Raw genomic sequence first — 18,814 nt, forward strand, 5'->3', positions numbered from 1 at the left:
CTTTCAAAAAGTTACTTTTCTCTTTTCAATTGCTTTTCAGCTCTTAATTGTCCACAAGCCGCTGCAATATCTTGACCTTTCGTTTCCCTAAGCGTCACATTAACATTTTTATCCTTCAATATTTTATAAAATTCTCTTTGTTTCGCTTTTGACGGTGTCTTATAAATTTTACCCCCAACTGGATTATATGGAATAAGATTTACAAGACAGTTAAATGAACTCAAAAAATCTGCGAGTTCCCTTGCATCTTTTGGTTCTGAATTTAATTCATCAATTAAAATATACTCAAATGTAATTCGATTTTTTGTCTTTTTCTGATATTCCAAAAGTGCCTCTTTTAATTTACTTACATTCCAAGTTTTGTTTATTGGCATAATTTGATTTCTAATTTCATCTCTTACCGAATGAAGCGAAATCGCCAAATGAATCTGAGATTCGTCCAATGTAAATTTTTTTATAACTGGAACGACTCCACTTGTCGAAATTGTAAAATTTCTTTTAGAAAAATTTTGTCCCTTTGGCGAATTTAATATATCTATTGAAGAAAGCACGGCACGATAATTTGAAAAAGGCTCTCCCATTCCCATATAAACGACATTTCCAAGTTTTTTCCCACGCTTTAAAAGATGTTTTTGCACATAATAATACTGCAGCAAAATTTCTGAAACGGATAAATTTCGCTCATAACCCATTAACGCCGTCGCACAAAAATCACAATTCATAAGACATCCAATTTGTGATGAAACACACAATGTGTATCTGTTTTTATGAGTAATTAATACACTTTCAATAAATTTTTTATCATTTAATTCAAAAAGAAATTTTTCAGTTTCCTTATCTTCTGAAACTTGATGAGTTTTAAATTCCAGCTTTTCCACAAAAAAATTTTTTTGTAAAATTTCTCTATCTTTTTTCGAAACATTTGAAAATTTGTCAAAATCAAATTCAAGTTTGTTATGAAGCCAATCAAATACTTGATTTGCATTAAATTTCTTAAGTCCTAACGAAAGAAACTTTTCTTGCAATTCTTCCAAATTTAATCCCAAAATATCAATTTTTTCCATATTTTTATTTTATCTCTCTCCTTTTATTTTATTATTTTATTATTTTATTATTTAATTTTTTTATTTTTATTTTTCTATTTCTAATTAAATTAAATTAAATTTATTAAATTAAATTTTTAAAAATTTAAAAATTTTTCATTTAATATCATATAATATCATACCACATTTTTCAAAATATTTATACAATTTTTTGAATTTTAAAATAAATAAATAAATTATTTTGATTATCAAAATTATAAAATTTATTAGAAAAAAAAATAATTCTTGTAAAAAATATGAGAAATATGGTATTATTTAAATGAATATAAAAAATTTAAGAAACAATTAGGAGGAAACAATGGTAATAAAACCTAGATTAAAAGGTGGATTAGCTTTAACTAATCATCCAATTGGAGCGAAAGAATTTGTAAAAAGACAAATTGACTATATAAAATCACAAGATAAATATACAGGACCAAAAAAAGTTTTAATAATAGGTTCATCATCAGGATATGGACTTTCAACAAGAATTTCACTAGCCTTTGGTGCAGGAGCTGAAACAATCGGTGTTGCATTTGAAAAAGGTGTGGAAGGAAAAAGAATCGGATCTGCTGGTTGGTGGAATACAATCGCTTTTACCGAAGCTGCAAAAAAAGAAGGAATTCCTGCAAAAAATTTCATTGGAGATGCTTTTTCTAACGAAATGAAAGATGAAGTCATAAAATATATAAAAGAAGAATTTGGCGGAAAAATTGACTTGGTAATTTATAGCTTGGCAAGTGGAGTAAGAACTGATCCTAAAGACGGTAAAACTTACAGATCTGCACTAAAATCAACAAAAGAAGAAATCTCAGGTCCTACAATAAACTTTGAAAAAGGAACATTGGAAGAAACTACAATGGGAGTTGCTACACCTGAAGAAATTAAAAGCACAGTAAAAGTAATGGGTGGAGAAGACTGGAAATTATGGATAGAAGCTCTTTCAAATGCAAATGTTTTAGCAAACGGTTTTAAAACTATCGCTTATTCATATTTAGGACCAAAAGTGACTTACGGAATTTATAAAGATGGAACAATTGGAGCTGCAAAAAGAGATTTAGAACACACTGCTGATGTTTTGAATGACTATTTAAAAGAAAAAGTCAATGGAGAAGCATATGTTTCACTAAGTAAAGCATTAATGACAAAAGCAAGTGCCGTTATCCCAATATTCCCATTATATGCCGCACTTCTTTACAAAGTTATGAAAGAAAAAGGAATTCATGAAGGAACAATACAGCAAAAACATAGATTATTAAAAGATATGGTCTATGGAAACAAACCTGTAATTGATTCTGAGAGAAGATTAAGACCTGACAACTTAGAAATGAGAGAAGATGTTCAGGCAGAAGTAGAAGCACTTTGGGACAAAGTAACACCTGAAAACTTTAAAGAAATAAGTGACTATAAAGGTGCAAGAGAAGAATTCATGCAATTAAATGGATTTGACTTTGACAATGTTGACTACAATGCCGATGTTGATATTGAAGAATTAGCAAAACTTCGTCCATAATCTAAAAATAAAAAATTACGCTGAAAATTTGTAATTTTAACTTTATTATTAAGTTTTGAATTATAAATAGTCAGCGTTTTTTAATTTTAAAAATTTTAAAAATTTTGATTAAAATCAAAATTCAAATTTATTTAACTCCCCAAGTATTTGGACTTTTGCTCCATTCAAGTGCAATTTCTGCTTCTTCCTTTGTCAAATAATCCGTATTTTTAAGTAAATTTATCAAAATACTAAAATTCGATAGAGAACTAAATTTGCAGTTAAATTTGTCATAATTTTCTTTTGCAGTGTCAAATCCATAAGTAAAAATTGATTTTACTTCCATATCGGCTACTCCTTCTTTTTGAAGCACATCTACGGCAATTAAACTACTTTTTCCAGTCGTAATCAAATCTTCAATTACAACAACTTTTTTACCTTTAACTTCAGCACCTTCAATTTGTTTTCCAGCTCCATGATCTTTTGGTTTGTTTCTGACATATGCAAGAGGTTTTTTCATTCTATCTGCAATAAATGAGGACCAAGGAATTCCAGCAGTTGCAACTCCCACAATTACATCTACATCATTGTCAATTGCTTGTACAAATCCGTCAACAATTACATCTCTCTCGTTAGAAAATCCCAAAACAAATCTGTTGTCGCAATAAATTGGACTTTTTATTCCAGATGCAAATGTAAAAGGTTCATTTACATTGATTTTCACGGCTTTTACATCAAAAAGCGCCTTTGCCACTCTCTCTTCCAAACTTAAATTTTTACTCATAAAATTCCACTTCCCTTCCATTTTCTAAATTATCATTAAATTTTCCATTTTCAAAAACAACTTTTCCATTAACTATTGTCAAAATATTTTTTCCTTTTAATTTCCAGTTTTCATAAGGTGTCCATCCACATTTTGACTCAATCGTATCGTCAACTCCAACTGTCCATTCTTTTTCTAAATCAACAGCTATAATATCTGCAAAATATCCTTCTTTTAGTTTTCCTCTTTTTTCAATTTTCATTATTTTTGCAGGATTTTCACACATAAGTTTTTGGATTGTCTCCAATTTCACTTTTTGCTCATTATAGGCATTAAGCATTAAAGTAAGTGAAGTTTCCACACCTGGCATTCCAAAAGTTATTTTTTCCAATTTTTCTGAAATTAGATGCGGCGCATGATCTGTTCCAATTGTATCAATTTCACCATTATTTAACGCTTCCCACAAAAATTCATTGTCAGCTTTTGTTCTAAGTTCTGGTTTCATTCTCAAAAGCATTTTATTTCTATCTGTACTTTCTCTAATTTCATCATTCAAAAATAAGTGATGTGGCGTAACTTCCGCATAAACAGGATGCTTTTCATTATTAAAATTCTTATCTTTTTTCGCATTCAAAACTTTAATCAATTCTTCTTTTGACGGAATATGGCAGACATAAAGTCCATTTCCATAATCTTTATTAAGTTTTAATGCTTTGTCAATCATCTCATTTTCAGCGTGAACCAACACCAATTTAGAATTTTCAAATACTTTTTTTAAAATTTCGTCATCTTCAATAAGCATTTCTCCTGTCGAAATATTCATAAATATTTTTACAGTATTTACTTTTTCACTTTCAAGAACTTTTTTTATTTCTTTGACATTGTCATTTTTGCTTCCACCAAAGTGAAATCCATAATTTACAATAGATTTTTTATCCGCCAATTCCTTTTTTTCTTCCAGCGCTTTTAAGGTTGTGGTCGTTGGAATTGTATTTGGCATGTCGTAAAATGTTGTAATTCCCGCTTTAGCACAAGCTCTGCTTCCTGTTGAAAAATCTTCTTTATAATCAACTCCTGGTTCTCTCATATGTGTATGAACATCAATAACTCCCGGCATTAAAAGTTTTCCATTCAAATCAATGACTTCTAATTTTTTATCACTATTTTTTTTCTCAAATTCTTCAACTTCATTTTCTGAAATCTTTTCACCAATTTTAAAAATCTTGTCATCCAAAGTCAAAATCTCAATCTTTTTTCCAAAAACATCAACACCATTTTTCAAAAATAACATCTTTCTCTTTTCTCTCCTTCCCATTTTAACTTTTCCCTTTATATTTTATCACAATAAATAATTTTTGTCTTTTTATTTTTAATTTTTTAAAAAAATAAAATATTTTACAAAAAATAAAAATTATGCTAAAATAAAATTTTACATTTCAAAATATATATAATATATATCAAAAATATAAAAATAATATATTTTACAAATGATTTAAAAAGTGCTAGAATAACTTTATTGAATAAGACACACAGATGTCGAAATATATTTTAAAGGAGGTATCAGTATGGATACAGCAAGTGTAGTTTTTATTTTATTTTCATCAGCATTAGTGCTTTTTATGATGCCGGGACTGGCATTCTTTTACGGAGGTCTGGGTCGAAGAAAAAATGTCATTAATACGATGATGATGGTTATTCTTCCAATTGCTATTGCAGTTGTGATGTGGTTTTTAGTGGGGTATTCCCTAGCATTTTCTGGAAATGGGAAATTTATAGGAAATTTTGGAAATGTTTTATTCCGTGGAGTTAGTGAAACAGCTAGTACAAAAGGATATAAAATTCCAGATGCAGTTTTTGCATTATTTCAGATGATGTTTTCAATAATTACGGTAAGTATTGCAACAGGTGCCGTGACTGGGAGAATAAAGTTTGCGCCGTTTTTAGTTTTTGCTCCAATTTGGCTAATATTTGTTTATTATCCTTTAGCTCACATGGTCTGGGGCGGAGGACTTCTTGCAAAAATGGGAGCATTAGATTTTGCTGGGGGAGATGTCGTTCACATCTCATCAGGAGTGTCTGGACTTGTTTTAGCGACAATTATTGGAAAGAGAAGAGAATTTACAAGAACCGAGTATCGTCCGCATAATGTGCCTTTTGTACTGCTTGGAACAGGAATTTTGGCATTCGGATGGCTAGGATTTAATGCAGGTTCAGCTCTTGAAGCAAATAGTATAGCGATTCACGCTTTTATTACAACAATGCTATCACTTGCTGCGGCAACATGCTCTTGGGTAATTATTGAAAAGTTAAGTAACGGAACTCCTACATTAGTTGGAACTTCAACTGGTCTAGTTGCGGGGCTTGTGGCAATTACGCCAGGTGCAGGTTATGTTTCGTACGGCTCAGCAATTTTAATGGGATTGTTAGTCAGTCCAATTTGCTATTTTGCAATTTCAAGTTTAAAACATAAATTGCAGTATGATGATGCATTAGATGCTTTCGGCTGTCACGGTGTTGGTGGAATTTTTGGAGGAATTGCGACAGCGATTTTTACAACGCCAAGTTTAACACCAGAAAAGGGAAATTTTGGACTTTTATACGGCGGAACTCATTTATTTGGTGCAACAATTGCTGCCATACTGATAACAGCTATTTGGGCAGGAGCTTTTACATTTGTGATAATAAAAGTTATCGGAGTATTTTTACCGCTTAGAGCTACAGATAGAGAAGAAGCTGTGGGAATGGATGACAGTGAACATAAAGAAACTGCTTACCCAACATTTATGGGACTAGATTCTTAATTTAAGGAGAAAAATTATGAAAAAAATAGAAGTTATAATTCGTTCTGATAAGTTAGAAGATTTAAAAGATGCATTGACAAAAGCCAAAGTCAGAGGAATGACAGTAAGCCAAGTTTTAGGACACGGAAATCAAAAAGGTTACACAGAAAGTTTTCGTGGGCAAAAGATTACGCCGACATTGCTTGCTAAATTAAAAATCGAAATAATTACTCAAGATGCTAATGTTGAAAAATTAGTTGATATTATAATAGATGCCGTTTACACTGGAGAAGTTGGAGATGGAAAAATATTTATTTTGCCAATAGATGATGTGATTAGAATTAGAACGAGAGAGAGAGGAAAAGACGCATTGTAATATAAATAAAAAAATTAAAGGAGTTAGCTTGAATATGAACTAACTTCTTTTTTTATTTTTTTAATTAAAAAAGTTAAATAAATTTAAATAAAGTTCAATTAATGAAAAAATTGTGATATAATTTTTAAATAATGAAATTTATTTAGTTTATATAAAACTGCTTTAAAGTTTAAAGTTGAACTCAAAAACTATGACTATTTTACTCAAAACCTAAATTTATATAATTTTTAGCATTTTATTTTTAAATAAGTTTGAATACAATAAAAATTAAAAAAATAATAAATAAAATAAATAATAGAATAGAATAAATAATAGAATAGAATAGAATAAAATAAAATAGAAAGGAAAGAAGAAAGGGAAAAATGATTAATACAGAAAAATATCTAAAAGGACTAAAAGCTGGAATTGGAATGGGAATTGCATATATTCCGTTTGGTCTGACAGTTGGGCTGATTGCTAAAAATAACGGAATGTATACGATTGTCACGGCAGCTATGTCATTTGGAATTTATGCTGGCGGCTCGGAAGCAATGCTTTTGAAAATGGTTTATGTGCAACATTCTACAGCAATTGAAGTTATAATTTCAGTATTTATGATAAATTTGAGATATTTGCTTTTAAATTTATTGATTTTCAGGCAATTAAAAAATGGAACTAAATTATTTGAAAAAATACTGGTTGGAGTTGGACTTACTGATGAAACGATAACTTATGCGATTATAAAGGAAGAAAATTCACCTTGGTATATTATTGGACTAAATACAATTCCGTATTTATGCTATGCTGGAAGTTCTGTTCTAGGTTCACTTTTTGGAAATATGATACCTGAAGTTTTCCGTGCAAGCCTAAGTTTTATTTTATATTCGATATATTTTAGTTTGCTTGTAATGTCGCTGCAAAAATTGCCAAAATTCTTTGAAGTCGTAATTTATGTAATTGCCGCAAAACTAGCATTTATGTATTTGCCAATTTTAAATAAGGTAAGCAGCGGATGGGCGATGATTTTAATTATGATAGGTTCAAGTTTAATTTATGCGATAAGACATAGAAAGGATGAGGTAAAAGAAAATGAATAATTTGGAGGTTTTTAAAGTAATTGTCATTTCAGCGTTGGTAACGGTGGCTTTAAGATTGCTGCCACTGTTTGTGAAGATTCCAAAAAATCCAATAATGAATAAATTTTTTGAAGCATTGCCATATTCAGTACTAGCACTTATGGTTTTTCCAGATATTTTTACTTCGGGCGGTACAGCTCCTTATGACATTGTAAAAATATTGATTGGAATGGGTGTTGTCACTTTTTTGTCGCTGAAAAAATTTGGACTTGGAATTATTGTTTCGGTGTCGCTTGTTATGATATTCTTCTTTGATTTAGCGAAAATTTATTTAATAAAATAAAAAAAGAAGCGAGATTTTTTCGCTTTTTTTATATTTTTTTATTTTTATGTATGAATCACTATTTTTTCCATTGGTATGTCACTTTGAACTGCCCATTCAAGTCCTAATCTTGTAAAATATAAAATACTTTCATTTACAATTCTGTCATAACCATTTAATTTTACTTCTACATTAGCCCAATTTAGCCGATACATGTAATCAAGCGCATCCAAAATCTGATTTTTGGAACGAATTTCACATTTTCTTGCAAATGATTTTAAATTTTCATTTTCTAAAATCTCAATTATCTCCGTCAAATCAGAAAAATTATTTAAATTTGGCAATTTACCAGCAGACAAAATCCACAAAAGCGTCTGTGCCGTTTCCAGTCTAAAATAAAATTCTACATTTAATTGAGAATTTTCCACTTTATTTTCTAGAAATTCCTTTTCTCTCTTTGTCAAAATCTCTTTAAACTGATATTTTCTCTCAAAAATCTCGATTATTTCGCTCAAATTTTTTAGCATATTTTCTTTTTTTTCAAGAAATGTCTGAGCCGCAATTCTAGTTATGACAACTGCTACAACTTTTCTTATAATTTCCCATTTTTTTCTTATTTTTACATTTTTTTCAGAAATATTCACTTCCATTTTATCATAAAATGGCAACTTATCTTTTTCCATTAATTTTATATTTCTTTCTATTCTGTCAACATCTTCTTTTGTCTGCTCAAAATTTTCAAACATTTTTTCAGAAAGTGGCGGAATAAAATCTGAGAAATCCCATTTTTTTTCATCTCGCACAAGATTTCTTTTGTTAAAATGATAATGCTTCAATTTTTTTGCTATTAAAAACTTTTGAAATTCGAAAAAAACTCATTTGATTTTTTCTTTAAAAGTTCTTCGTCATTTCTTTCTTCTTTATTTAACGCTTCAACAGTTATAAGCATTCTCGTATATTTTGAAATCTCTTTTTCACTCAAATTTTTGCAAGTTTCAAATTTTAAATTTTCTACAAATATTTCCATCAAAAACTCTGTTTCCAAAATATATTTAGGACTTGGATTTACTTGAATAGTCAATTTCCTACCATTTTTTAAAACCAAAAAAAACTTTTTTGTCTTTGAAGTTATTTCTTTATCAGTTTCATTTGTAACTGATTTTATTTTATCAGCATAGGCTTCAAAAAAATTTTTAAAAGTTCTTCTTCTGTCTTATCTTTTGAAAAACATATAATTAATTTTTCTTTTCGCTTCTTTTTAAAAAAATCTAATACTCCCACAGTAACTTCTTCCCTTTCTCAAATATTAATTTTAATTTTTAATTTTCAAAATTATCCAATTCCTTTTCTAATATAGAAATTATACTAGCTCCTGCCGGTATCATTTCCAAAATTTTTTGATAAAGTTCTGCTCTTTTATTTCGACATGTTTTTAAGAATAAAAGACAGTCCTGCTTTTTTCTAAGTCTTAAATTGTATCCGTCAACCAAAAAAATTCTAAAATTCATAGTTTGAAAACTTCCTTTTTTTATGAACATTTTGGTAAGTATCGCCATCGTAACTTCATCAATATTAAAATAAATTTCTTTTTTCCTAATTCGTCTTACAAATGTAAAAATAAATTCTCCATCTAATTCTTCCAACTTTTCAGCTTTATATTTTATTTTTTCTGATATTCTTCTAAAAATAAAATACAATATATAAAATATAATTATATAAACTATTATCAAAACTTTCTCCCTTCTTAAACTAATTTATTCAAAAACACTGTCGCTAAACTCAAAAAAATTAAAAATCCAAAACAATCTGTCGCAGTCGTAAGCACAACAGCTGACGCCATCGCTGGATCAATTTTCATAGCCTTCAATGTAATCGGAATTAAAAATCCAATCATACAAGCAATTACTAAATTTCCTACCATCGCTAAAAATACGATAAGTCCCATATAAAAATTTCCACAAAATGCCCATATTATTGCGCCACACAAAAGCCCTAAAAGCGCTCCGTTAATTGCTCCAACCAAAAAAGTTTTTGCGATTATTCCTATTGTATCTTTAAAATCAACTTCTCCCAGCGCCAACGCCCTAATTGTCACTGAAAGCGCTTGTGTTCCTGCATTTCCGCCCATTCCGCTAATAATAGTCATTATTGACGATAAAATAACCACTTTTTCCACAGTTCCCGAAAATAGTTTTATCACAAATGATGCTAAAAACGCTGTCCCCAAGTTTATTACAAGCCACGGGAGTCTCTGTTTTACTGAAAACCAAAAACTTGAATAAATTTCTTCTTCTTCCGAAACTCCTCCTAATTTTAAAATATCTTCTGTATTTTCTTCTTGAATTACATCTATTATGTCATCTATCGTAATGATTCCCAAAATAATTTTTTTGTGATTTGTAACTGGAACAACTTTTAAATCATATCTTGATACTAGCCTTGCCACTTCTTCCTGATCCTGCTCGACATAGACATATTTTGGATTATCGTCCATAATATCCACTAATTTTGTATCATCGGAAGAAATTAAAATATCTCTTAAATCGACTTCACCTATAAGCTCTTTTTTTTTACTCGTCACAAAGATTGTCTCTATAACTTCGGTTCTTGGAGCAATATCTTTTAATTTTTTCATGACATCTTTTACTTCAAGATTTCCTTTAAATGCTATGTACTGAGTCGTCATGATACCTCCGGCGGTATCTTCTTCATAACCCAACAATTCCCTTATTTTATTTGCCTGTGAACGCTTCATTTTATTAAGTATCGATTTACTTTTTTGAATATCAATAAATCCCAAAATATCGGCAACATCATCTGGCGACATGTAACCTAAAATATCAATTGCTTCTTCGTCTGAAAGTAAATCTATTATTCTAGTTTGCAGCTCTTCATCTGCCTGTTCCAAAATTCCCGCTTTATTCTCATCGCTCATAAGCTCAAAAATTCTTATTAATTCATCGTCTTTAAGTTTTTCAAAACTTTCTGCAACATCAATCGAATGATTGTCATCCAAATACTCTTCCAGTTCTTTTTCAGTTTCAATTTGCTGAATTTCCTGTGCCATTTCTTCAGGTGAAAATTTTTCTTCCTCTTCTTCTTCAACTTCTTCATCGTCCGAAATACGCTCTCTAATTTCTTTTTTTAATTTTTCTACATCTTCTTCTGAAATTTCTGAATTTTGCAAATTTTCTAAATTTTCTTTACTTTTTTTACTCTCTTCACTACTTTCTTTATTTTTTTTATTTTCCAAATTTTCTTCAAAATCTTTTTCAAAATTTTCTTTATTTTTTGCATCTTTCATTCAGCACCTCTCTTTTTTTTAAAATTAAATTTTATTTTTATAATTTTGAAAAATAAGTTACTGCAAGTACAGTCTTCATATCTCGTGTAATATTCAAAATATCTTTCACATCAACCCACAAAACTTCCAAATCTTCTCCGTGATCAAGTGACAGCTCTTTTGGCTTAATCTTGTCAGATTTTAATCTTGCACCGTAAAAATGCAAGCTTTCAGTCGTGTATCCTGGAGACACATAAAGTCCGTGTGGCAATTTTTTTATATCCGTCAAATCTTCTTTAACATACCCTGTTTCTTCACGAAGTTCCCTAAAAACTGCCTCATCAGGATTTTCTCCCGGATCTATTAATCCCGCACAAACTTCTACCATATAATCTTTTGGTCCAGGTCTATATTGTTTTACCAAAATCACTTTTTCTTTAGTTTCATTAAACAAAACTATGCAAACCGCATCAGATTTTGCCAAATATTCCAATGTTATTCCTGTTGTCGGATGCAACATCTTTTCCCCTTTTAAAAATTTAAAACTACTATCCATTTTTATCTTCCTTTCTATTAATAATTTAATTAATTTATTTATTTATTTAATTGCTTAATTATTTAAATTTGTTTATATTTTTATATTTTTTAATTCAAATCTTCAATTTTTTTACAAAAAAAGCAATTCATCTCTCACTTGTAGAAAGCCTACGACTTCTTGCTATCTTTTTGTTAAAATTTGAAAAAATATTTTTTTAGTTAAATTTTTATTCAAAAATTTTTCTCTTTCTTATTTTACCAGTTATTCAAAAAAAAATAAAGTAATTTATTGCAAAATTTAAAATTTTCTTTATTTTAAGTGCTTTTTTTGATATAATATAAATAATTATAAAATAAAATATTATTAGGGAGGAATTTATTTGATATCTACAAGTAACTTATCAGTTCAATTTGGTTCAAGAAAACTTTTTGACGAAGTAAATATAAAATTTACAGAAGGAAACTGCTATGGAATAATTGGTCCAAATGGAGCTGGAAAATCTACATTTTTAAAAGTTTTAACAGGGGAAATGGAGTCAACTTCAGGTGAAGTTATTATAGACAAAGGGAAAAGATTGTCATTTTTAAAACAAGATCACTTTGCCTACGAAGATGAAGAAGTTTTAAATGTGGTAATGATGGGACACGCAAGATTATATGACATCATGAAGCAAAAAGAAGCGCTTTACTCAAAAGAAGAATTTACTGAAGAAGATGGAAATTTAGCAGCTGAACTAGAAGGTGAATTTGCTGAACTAGACGGATGGGATGCTGAAACAAATGCTGAAAAATTTTTAATTGGACTTGGAATTAACGCTGAATTACATCACAAACTAATGAAAGAGTTGACAGAACCTGAAAAAGTAAAAGTGCTACTTGCACAGGCAATTTTTGGAAATCCAGATATTTTATTATTAGATGAGCCTACAAATGGACTTGACTTACATGCTGTAAAATGGCTGGAAGATTTTTTGATGGATTTGGAAAATACGACAGTTTTAGTCGTTTCGCACGATAGACACTTTTTAAACAAAGTTTGTACTCACATTGCCGACATTGATTACGGAAAAATTAAGATGTTCGTTGGAAACTATGATTTTTGGTATGAATCAAATCAATTAATGCAAGATTTAATAAGAAACCAAAATAAAAAACTAGAACAGAAGAAAAAAGAATTACAGGACTTTATCGCTCGATTTTCTGCCAACGCCTCAAAATCAAAACAAGCGACTAGCCGTAAAAAGCAACTAGAAAAACTGCAATTTGAAGATATGCAAATCTCAAACCGTAAGTATCCATATATTGAATTTAAACCTGAGCGTGAAGCTGGAAACAACATGTTAAAAGTGGAAAATTTATCAAAAACTGTAGATGGAGAAAAAGTAATTGACAATATTTCATTCACAATAAATACTGGTGACAAAGTTGTAATTTTATCAAATAATGATATCGCCAAAACTACTCTTTTCCAACTTTTAGCTGGAGAAATTGAGCCTGATGAAGGAAAAATTGAATGGGGAGTTACAACTTCTCAAAGCTATTTTCCAAAAGACAATTCAGAATACTTCGAAGGTGTGGATTTATCTCTAATTGACTGGCTAAGACAATTTTCAAGCGACCAACATGAAGAATATGTGAGAGGGTTTTTAGGAAGAATGTTATTCTCTGGCGAAGAAGCCACAAAAAAAGCAAAAGTCTTATCTGGAGGAGAAAAAGTAAGATGTATGCTGTCAAAAATGATGTTGTCAAACGCAAATGTACTTCTATTAGATAATCCAACTGACCATTTAGATTTGGAAAGCATTACATCGCTAAATAAGTCTCTTGAGAGATTTCCTGGAACAATTTTATTTACAACGCATGACCATGAATTTATTCAAACAATTGCAAACAAAATAATTGAAATCACGCCAAAAGGAATACTTGAAAAAGAAATGGAATATGACGATTATTTAAATGATGAAAATGTTCAAAAAAAATTGGAAGAAATGTATAAATAATTTTTTAATAAGGGGTTTTGACCCCTTTTTTTATTATAATAAAAAAAACCATCTCAATTTAATCACATGAGACAGTTTATTATTTTTTTTTATTTATTTACGCTTCAACTCTTTCAGGGTAAATACTAACTCTTTTTTTACCTTTTCCAAATTTTTCAAATTTTACAAATCCATCAGCTACTGCAAATAAAGTATAATCTTTTCCTAATTTTGCATTAGTTCCTGCGTAAAATTTAGTTCCTCTTTGTCTTACGATAATATTTCCAGATTTTACAGCTTCTCCGTCATATTTTTTAATTCCTAAATATTTAGGATTTGAATCTCTACCATTTCTAGTTGAACCTTGTCCTTTTTTTGAGGCAAATAACTGTAAGTTTAATTTTAATATCATTTCTGACCTCCTTGTTTATTCTCTCGTTTAGTTTTTTGTTTACTTTTACTCAAATTTTACAAATTCTTTGTATTCATCTGCGACATCACTCAAATAAGAATACATTGACTCTGTTAAAATGTCGACTTTTTTAAATTCTTCCTCTGTTAAATTAGAATTTTGTAAATCACAAATTAACTTTCCGTTCTCATCTATTTCATATTTTATTTTACCATTTAACTTCAAAATTTCTAAAATTCCATTTAAAGCCATCTGTGAAACAGATGAAACTGCTGCACACACAATATCTTCACCTCGATCAGCATAACCTGCGTGCTCACTAATTTTAAAATACACAATTCTATCTTTTTTTCGCTTTATTTTTATCTTTATCATTTTTCTCTTTAAAAACTAATTATATTGATTTAATTTCAATAGTTGTATATTGTTGTCTGTGACCTTTTTTTCTGTAATAAGTTTTTTTGTTGTATTTGAAGTTGATTTTTTTCTCACCTTTTCCTTGTTCTTTAACTACTGCTACAACTTTTGCACCTTCTACAAAAGGAGCACCAACTGTTACATTGTCACCTTCTCCTACCATAAGAACTTCTTTAATTTCGATTTCTGAATTAACTTCAGCTGCTAATTTTTCCACTTTTAACACAGTTCCAACTTCTACTTTGTACTGTTTTCCACCTGTTTTAATTACTGCAAACATTTAAGTCCACCTCCACATTATTTTTATTTTTCTCGCTATATTTGGCATTAGCCACCAATTCTAAGCGTTAAAGTTATTTTACTACATTTTCTTCTATTTGTCAAACTTTTTGAAATAATATTTTTTTATAAAAAAAAACAGAAAAATTTAATCATATTTTATTTTCATATACAAATTTAAATTTTTTATACAAAAAAATCCAAAAATATATTTAATTCTACTTTTTAAAAGTCTAAAAAAGCCATAAATATTAAAAAAAACAGAAAAAATTATTTTAGTATTGACATTCAAAATTAAAAATGATAATATTAATTATAAGGTAAATAGAAAAACTCGTTAATAAAATTGTAGTAAATTTTTAGAAGGAGACATAATTATGAAAAAAATCGCAATTTTAACAAGTGGGGGAGACTCACAAGGTATGAATACAGCGATAAGAGCTGTGACAAAGGCTGCCATTAACAAAGGAATGGAAGTTTATGGCATAAAAAGAGGATACAAAGGTATGCTTGAAGATCAAATTACTCCATTAACATTATTGGATGTAAGTGGAATTGCTGATAAAGGAGGAACAATTTTATTATCAGCAAGATTGCCTGAATTTAAAGATCCTGAAGTTAGGGCAAAAGCGGCGGCTAATTTGAAAAAATATGGAATTGACGGATTAGTTGTAATTGGTGGAGATGGATCGTTCCATGGGGCACATTACTTATATGAAGAACATGGAATCAAAACAATCGGAATTCCAGGAACTATTGATAATGATGTAGCCGGAACTGATTACACAATTGGTTATGATACAGCATTAAACATTATATTGGATGCAATTTCAAAATTGAAAGATACGGCAACTTCTCACGAAAGAACATATTTAGTTGAAGTAATGGGAAGAAACTGTGGAGATTTAGCGCTTTATTCTGCAATCGCAGGAGGTGCAAGTGGAGTTATGATTCCAGAGACTGAAAGTTCAATTGATGATTTAGCTGAAGTAATCAAAAAAAGACGTGCTGAAGGTAAGTTGTATGACATAATTGTTGTTGCTGAAGGTGTTGGAAATGTTGTTCATCTTAAAGAGGAATTATCAAAAAGAGTTGACACAAGTATAAGAGTTACAATTTTGGGTCATATTCAAAGAGGTGGAGCTCCAACAGCAGCTGATAGAATTTTAGCTACAAGATTAGCTGTTAAAGCTGTTGAATTAATTGAAGAAGGAAAAGGTGGATTAATGGTTGGAATCCAAAGTGAAGAAGTTACAACTCATAAATTATCATATGCTTGGGAAAATTACTCAAAAGCCTCTTCAGCTGACTATGCAGTTGCAAATATGTTATCACTATAAATTTTAGTAAATGATTTTCCTGCAATTTTGCGGGATTCATTGATATAGAAACAATGAAAGATATTTTTAGGAGGAAAAGACAAAATGAAAATTAAAATGACAAAAGTTGTTTGTACAATCGGACCAAAAACTGAAAGTGTAGAAATGCTTACAAAATTAGTAGAAAGCGGAATGAACGTAATGAGATTAAACTTCTCTCACGGTGATTTTGCTGAACACGGACAAAGAATCAAAAACATCAGAGAAGTTATGAAAAAAACTGGTAAAGAAATAGGGATTTTATTAGATACTAAAGGTCCTGAAATCAGAACAGGAAAATTAGAAGGTGGAAACGATGTATTACTAGAAACTGGTAAAAAAGTAATTATGACAACTGATTATGATTTTGTCGGAAATGCTAGTAAATTCGCAGTTTCATATCCTGGAATCATAGATGACTTAAAAATTGGAAGTACTGTTTTATTAGATGACGGTTTAGTTGGATTAAAAGTTGAAGCTATCAACAAAGAAGCTGGAGAAGTTGAATGTGTTGTTACAAATACTGGAGAATTAGGAGAAACTAAAGGTGTAAACTTGCCAGATGTTTCAGTTGGTTTACCAGCATTAGCTGCAAAAGATATTGCTGACTTGAAATTTGGTTGTGAACAAGGTGTTGACTTTGTAGCAGCTTCATTTATAAGAAAAGCTTCTGACATTGCTGAAGTAAGAAAAGTGTTAGATGACAACGGTGGAAAAAATATTCAAATTATTCCTAAAATTGAAAGCCAAGAAGGTGTTGACAACTTCGATGAAATCTTGGAATTAAGTGATGGAATCATGGTAGCAAGAGGAGACTTAGGAGTAGAAGTTCCTGCAGAAGAAGTTCCTTTCATGCAAAAAATGATGATCAGAAAATGTAACAAAGCTGGAAAACCAGTTATTACAGCAACTCAAATGTTAGATTCAATGATTAGAAACCCAAGACCTACAAGAGCAGAAGCAGGAGATGTTGCTAACGCTATCTTGGATGGTACAGATGCAGTTATGTTATCAGGAGAATCTGCAAAAGGTAAATATCCAGTAGAAGCTGTTAAAATGATGGCTACTATTTCAAAAAGAACAGATGAATTTAAAAAATTCAAACCAGTTGAAACTCCAGGAACAGGTATTTCTGTTACAGAAGCAATTTCAAGTGGTGCAGTAAGTACTACACAATCATTGGATGCTAAATTAATCGTATGTTGGACAAAAACAGGAAGATCTCCTAAGATGATTAGAAAATATGGACCAACTGTACCTATAATCGCATTAACTGACAACGAACAAACTGCTAGACAATTGGCATTAGTAAGAGGAGTTAGAGCTTACGTAGAAAAAGGATTAGATAAAACTGATGACTTTTTTGCAAAAGCAAGAGAAATTGCAGCTAATCATGAAGAAGCTAAAAAAGGTGATTTAGTAGTATTAGTAACTGGAATTTCTAAAGAAGGAACAACTAATACATTCAGAGTAGAAAGAATTGGAGAATAATTGACTTTTAAACTTGAAAAATTTTTAAATTAAAAATAATAATTTATTTTTGGGAAATAGTTTTATAACTTTTTCCCTTTTTATTTATTGATTTTCTTATATTTCAAAAATTTTAATTTATTTATAAAAAAATTTTGAATTTTTAAAAAATAGGATATAATAATAATAACATAAACACAAAAAATTTTTGGGATGTGATAAAAATGAAAAAATTTTTTCTAATATTAGCAATCTTTTTGTTAAGCATAAAAATTTATGGTTTTACACAAAAAGAAAAAATTCAAAATACTTTGTCAAAAATTGGAGTAAATCAGGAAATTATTGACGAAACAATAAAACTTAATTATGAAATAAGGGACACACAATATTTTGAAGATGACGAAAAAGTTGTTTTACAAAGAATTGAAAAGCTAAAAAAACTTTTTGTTAAAGATGAAAGAAATTATATAATTTCACAGAATTTAATTACGATTTTTGGAGAAAGACTGGGAAAAGACTATAAGCATTATCTAGATTTGTTTATAAAGTATACTCCGTATGACTATGAAAAAATTTTTTCAAAAATGATTTACTCACGTGATAATGGCGATATTTCAACTTTCCAAAATTATATGAACCAAATTTCTAGAACTTACAAAAATACTCCTGTTATTATTGAACTGGCAAAACTTTTTACAATAAATAATTTTGAAGAAAAGCAGATTCAAACTGAAAAAGTGATAAATTTGTTGAAAGAAGAAAAAGAAAGAGAAAAAATAGGGGTTTCAGATGAAGAGTACCATTTTATACGACTTACATATTTTTTGAATAAAATCAGAAATTATTACGATAACGGTGAAATTGAAAAGGCTGTCTCAGAATATTTGAAAAATGTAAATAATATAAAAGTTAGCGACGAAGTAAAAAATTACAATCTTCGTGCAGAAGTTATACTTTATTCCAATGTTGTATTGATGAACGAGCAAATTCAAGATGATTTGAAGAAAGCGATTAATACTTCTTACTTGGAAGATACTTGGATTGCTGCTAAAATTAAAGAAGAAACTGAAAAAGATAGCAAATTTTTGGATAAAATGTTACAATAAAAATAATACAAAACAATATAAAATAAAACAAAATAAACTTTATTTTTTTATGAGATAATTAAAAAATAATATTAATAAATAAATTTGAATTAAATAATTTTAA

General features: G+C 29.4%; 20 protein-coding genes. 9 read left to right on the plus strand and 11 right to left on the minus strand.

The window, feature by feature from the left end:
- Positions 1–11 precede the first annotated feature (11 nt).
- Complete coding sequence (gene rlmN, locus J5A73_RS04810; protein WP_211617113.1) at positions 12–1,064, minus strand: 23S rRNA (adenine(2503)-C(2))-methyltransferase RlmN; 1,053 nt, start codon at positions 1,062–1,064, stop codon at positions 12–14.
- A gap of 337 nt (positions 1,065–1,401) precedes the next feature.
- Here rlmN and fabV point away from each other — a divergent pair, with 337 nt between their 5' ends.
- On the plus strand, positions 1,402–2,595 hold the full coding sequence (gene fabV, locus J5A73_RS04815) for an enoyl-ACP reductase FabV (protein WP_211617115.1): 1,194 nt from the start codon (positions 1,402–1,404) through the stop codon (positions 2,593–2,595).
- A 127-nt stretch (positions 2,596–2,722) separates the two neighbouring features.
- Here the strand turns inward: fabV and pyrE are convergent, their stop codons facing one another.
- Both pyrE and J5A73_RS04825 read right to left on the minus strand, forming a co-directional pair.
- The gene (pyrE, locus tag J5A73_RS04820) at positions 2,723–3,358 is read right to left on the minus strand and encodes an orotate phosphoribosyltransferase (protein WP_211617117.1); all 636 of its coding nucleotides are present in this window, start codon (positions 3,356–3,358) and stop codon (positions 2,723–2,725) included.
- Positions 3,351–4,652 (minus strand): dihydroorotase family protein, encoded by a 1,302-nt coding sequence (locus J5A73_RS04825; RefSeq protein ID WP_211617119.1) that lies wholly within the window; start codon positions 4,650–4,652, stop codon positions 3,351–3,353. Before J5A73_RS04825 ends, pyrE begins: the two co-directional genes overlap by 8 nt.
- A 250-nt stretch (positions 4,653–4,902) precedes the next feature.
- Here J5A73_RS04825 and J5A73_RS04830 point away from each other — a divergent pair, with 250 nt between their 5' ends.
- The 4 genes from J5A73_RS04830 to J5A73_RS04845 all read left to right on the plus strand — a co-directional run bounded on the left by J5A73_RS04830 (position 4,903) and on the right by J5A73_RS04845 (position 7,891).
- Positions 4,903–6,138 carry an ammonium transporter gene (locus J5A73_RS04830; RefSeq protein ID WP_211617121.1) on the plus strand — a complete coding sequence of 412 codons (1,236 nt, stop codon included), beginning with the start codon at positions 4,903–4,905 and terminating at the stop codon, positions 6,136–6,138.
- Between the two features lie 16 nt (positions 6,139–6,154).
- Entirely contained in the window at positions 6,155–6,493 is a 339-nt protein-coding gene (locus J5A73_RS04835; RefSeq protein WP_147003524.1) for a P-II family nitrogen regulator, read from the plus strand.
- Positions 6,494–6,855: 362 nt separating this feature from the next.
- Entirely contained in the window at positions 6,856–7,569 is a 714-nt protein-coding gene (locus J5A73_RS04840) for an AzlC family ABC transporter permease (protein ID WP_211617123.1), read from the plus strand.
- The gene (locus J5A73_RS04845) at positions 7,562–7,891 is read left to right on the plus strand and encodes an AzlD domain-containing protein (RefSeq protein ID WP_211617125.1); all 330 of its coding nucleotides are present in this window, start codon (positions 7,562–7,564) and stop codon (positions 7,889–7,891) included. Before J5A73_RS04840 ends, J5A73_RS04845 begins: the two co-directional genes overlap by 8 nt.
- Positions 7,892–7,935: 44 nt before the next feature.
- Here J5A73_RS04845 and J5A73_RS04850 read toward each other — a convergent pair whose 3' ends face one another.
- The 5 genes from J5A73_RS04850 to J5A73_RS04870 form a co-directional block, all read right to left on the minus strand.
- Positions 7,936–8,706: a DUF4272 domain-containing protein gene (locus J5A73_RS04850; RefSeq protein WP_211617127.1), complete on the minus strand. Its 771-nt coding sequence runs from the start codon at positions 8,704–8,706 to the stop codon at positions 7,936–7,938.
- A gap of 11 nt (positions 8,707–8,717) precedes the next feature.
- Positions 8,718–8,951 carry a hypothetical protein gene (locus J5A73_RS04855; RefSeq protein WP_211617129.1) on the minus strand — a complete coding sequence of 78 codons (234 nt, stop codon included), beginning with the start codon at positions 8,949–8,951 and terminating at the stop codon, positions 8,718–8,720.
- A gap of 238 nt (positions 8,952–9,189) precedes the next feature.
- The gene (locus J5A73_RS04860) at positions 9,190–9,600 is read right to left on the minus strand and encodes a hypothetical protein (RefSeq protein WP_211617131.1); all 411 of its coding nucleotides are present in this window, start codon (positions 9,598–9,600) and stop codon (positions 9,190–9,192) included.
- A 14-nt stretch (positions 9,601–9,614) separates the two neighbouring features.
- Positions 9,615–11,174: a magnesium transporter gene (gene mgtE, locus J5A73_RS04865; RefSeq protein WP_211617133.1), complete on the minus strand. Its 1,560-nt coding sequence runs from the start codon at positions 11,172–11,174 to the stop codon at positions 9,615–9,617.
- Positions 11,175–11,211: 37 nt separating this feature from the next.
- Entirely contained in the window at positions 11,212–11,709 is a 498-nt protein-coding gene (locus J5A73_RS04870; RefSeq protein ID WP_211617135.1) for an NUDIX hydrolase, read from the minus strand.
- Positions 11,710–12,070: 361 nt separating this feature from the next.
- Between J5A73_RS04870 and J5A73_RS04875 the strand changes: the two genes are divergently transcribed.
- Positions 12,071–13,690, plus strand: a complete 1,620-nt coding sequence (locus J5A73_RS04875) for an ABC-F family ATP-binding cassette domain-containing protein (protein WP_211617137.1) — start codon at positions 12,071–12,073, stop codon at positions 13,688–13,690.
- Between the two features lie 97 nt (positions 13,691–13,787).
- On the opposite strand, the gene rpmA is transcribed toward J5A73_RS04875, so the two are convergent.
- The 3 genes from rpmA to rplU are packed head-to-tail and all read right to left on the minus strand — an operon-like array spanning position 13,788 to position 14,778.
- The gene (gene rpmA / locus J5A73_RS04880; protein WP_094080553.1) at positions 13,788–14,081 is read right to left on the minus strand and encodes a 50S ribosomal protein L27; all 294 of its coding nucleotides are present in this window, start codon (positions 14,079–14,081) and stop codon (positions 13,788–13,790) included.
- 45 nt (positions 14,082–14,126) lie between these two features.
- Complete coding sequence (locus J5A73_RS04885) at positions 14,127–14,456, minus strand: ribosomal-processing cysteine protease Prp (RefSeq protein ID WP_211617139.1); 330 nt, start codon at positions 14,454–14,456, stop codon at positions 14,127–14,129.
- Positions 14,457–14,475: 19 nt separating this feature from the next.
- The gene (rplU, locus tag J5A73_RS04890) at positions 14,476–14,778 is read right to left on the minus strand and encodes a 50S ribosomal protein L21 (RefSeq protein WP_211617141.1); all 303 of its coding nucleotides are present in this window, start codon (positions 14,776–14,778) and stop codon (positions 14,476–14,478) included.
- A 376-nt stretch (positions 14,779–15,154) separates the two neighbouring features.
- On the opposite strand from rplU, the gene pfkA reads away from it, so the two are divergent.
- From pfkA to J5A73_RS04905, 3 genes are all read left to right on the plus strand, one after another.
- Positions 15,155–16,117, plus strand: a complete 963-nt coding sequence (pfkA, locus tag J5A73_RS04895) for a 6-phosphofructokinase (RefSeq protein WP_211617143.1) — start codon at positions 15,155–15,157, stop codon at positions 16,115–16,117.
- Positions 16,118–16,201: 84 nt separating this feature from the next.
- Complete coding sequence (gene pykF / locus J5A73_RS04900; RefSeq protein ID WP_211617145.1) at positions 16,202–17,626, plus strand: pyruvate kinase PykF; 1,425 nt, start codon at positions 16,202–16,204, stop codon at positions 17,624–17,626.
- A gap of 203 nt (positions 17,627–17,829) precedes the next feature.
- On the plus strand, positions 17,830–18,711 hold the full coding sequence (locus tag J5A73_RS04905) for a hypothetical protein (protein WP_211617147.1): 882 nt from the start codon (positions 17,830–17,832) through the stop codon (positions 18,709–18,711).
- The last annotated feature ends 103 nt before the right edge of the window (positions 18,712–18,814 follow it).

The sequence above is a fragment of the Leptotrichia sp. oral taxon 218 genome, assembly GCF_018128225.1.
Classification (GTDB): Bacteria; Fusobacteriota; Fusobacteriia; order Fusobacteriales; family Leptotrichiaceae; genus Leptotrichia.

Bases quoted from the DNA above. Each gene is read 5' to 3' on its own strand.
- rlmN (WP_211617113.1), bottom strand. From the start codon at position 1,064: ATGGAAAAAATTGATATTTTGGGATTAAATTTGGAAGAATTGCAAGAA.
- fabV (WP_211617115.1), top strand. From the start codon at position 1,402: ATGGTAATAAAACCTAGATTAAAAGGTGGATTAGCTTTAACTAATCAT.
- pyrE (WP_211617117.1), bottom strand. From the start codon at position 3,358: ATGAGTAAAAATTTAAGTTTGGAAGAGAGAGTGGCAAAGGCGCTTTTT.
- J5A73_RS04825 (WP_211617119.1), bottom strand. From the start codon at position 4,652: ATGGGAAGGAGAGAAAAGAGAAAGATGTTATTTTTGAAAAATGGTGTT.
- J5A73_RS04830 (WP_211617121.1), top strand. From the start codon at position 4,903: ATGGATACAGCAAGTGTAGTTTTTATTTTATTTTCATCAGCATTAGTG.
- J5A73_RS04835 (WP_147003524.1), top strand. From the start codon at position 6,155: ATGAAAAAAATAGAAGTTATAATTCGTTCTGATAAGTTAGAAGATTTA.
- J5A73_RS04840 (WP_211617123.1), top strand. From the start codon at position 6,856: ATGATTAATACAGAAAAATATCTAAAAGGACTAAAAGCTGGAATTGGA.
- J5A73_RS04845 (WP_211617125.1), top strand. From the start codon at position 7,562: ATGAATAATTTGGAGGTTTTTAAAGTAATTGTCATTTCAGCGTTGGTA.
- mgtE (WP_211617133.1), bottom strand. From the start codon at position 11,174: ATGAAAGATGCAAAAAATAAAGAAAATTTTGAAAAAGATTTTGAAGAA.
- J5A73_RS04870 (WP_211617135.1), bottom strand. From the start codon at position 11,709: ATGGATAGTAGTTTTAAATTTTTAAAAGGGGAAAAGATGTTGCATCCG.
- rpmA (WP_094080553.1), bottom strand. From the start codon at position 14,081: ATGATATTAAAATTAAACTTACAGTTATTTGCCTCAAAAAAAGGACAA.
- J5A73_RS04885 (WP_211617139.1), bottom strand. From the start codon at position 14,456: ATGATAAAGATAAAAATAAAGCGAAAAAAAGATAGAATTGTGTATTTT.
- rplU (WP_211617141.1), bottom strand. From the start codon at position 14,778: ATGTTTGCAGTAATTAAAACAGGTGGAAAACAGTACAAAGTAGAAGTT.
- pfkA (WP_211617143.1), top strand. From the start codon at position 15,155: ATGAAAAAAATCGCAATTTTAACAAGTGGGGGAGACTCACAAGGTATG.
- pykF (WP_211617145.1), top strand. From the start codon at position 16,202: ATGAAAATTAAAATGACAAAAGTTGTTTGTACAATCGGACCAAAAACT.
- J5A73_RS04905 (WP_211617147.1), top strand. From the start codon at position 17,830: ATGAAAAAATTTTTTCTAATATTAGCAATCTTTTTGTTAAGCATAAAA.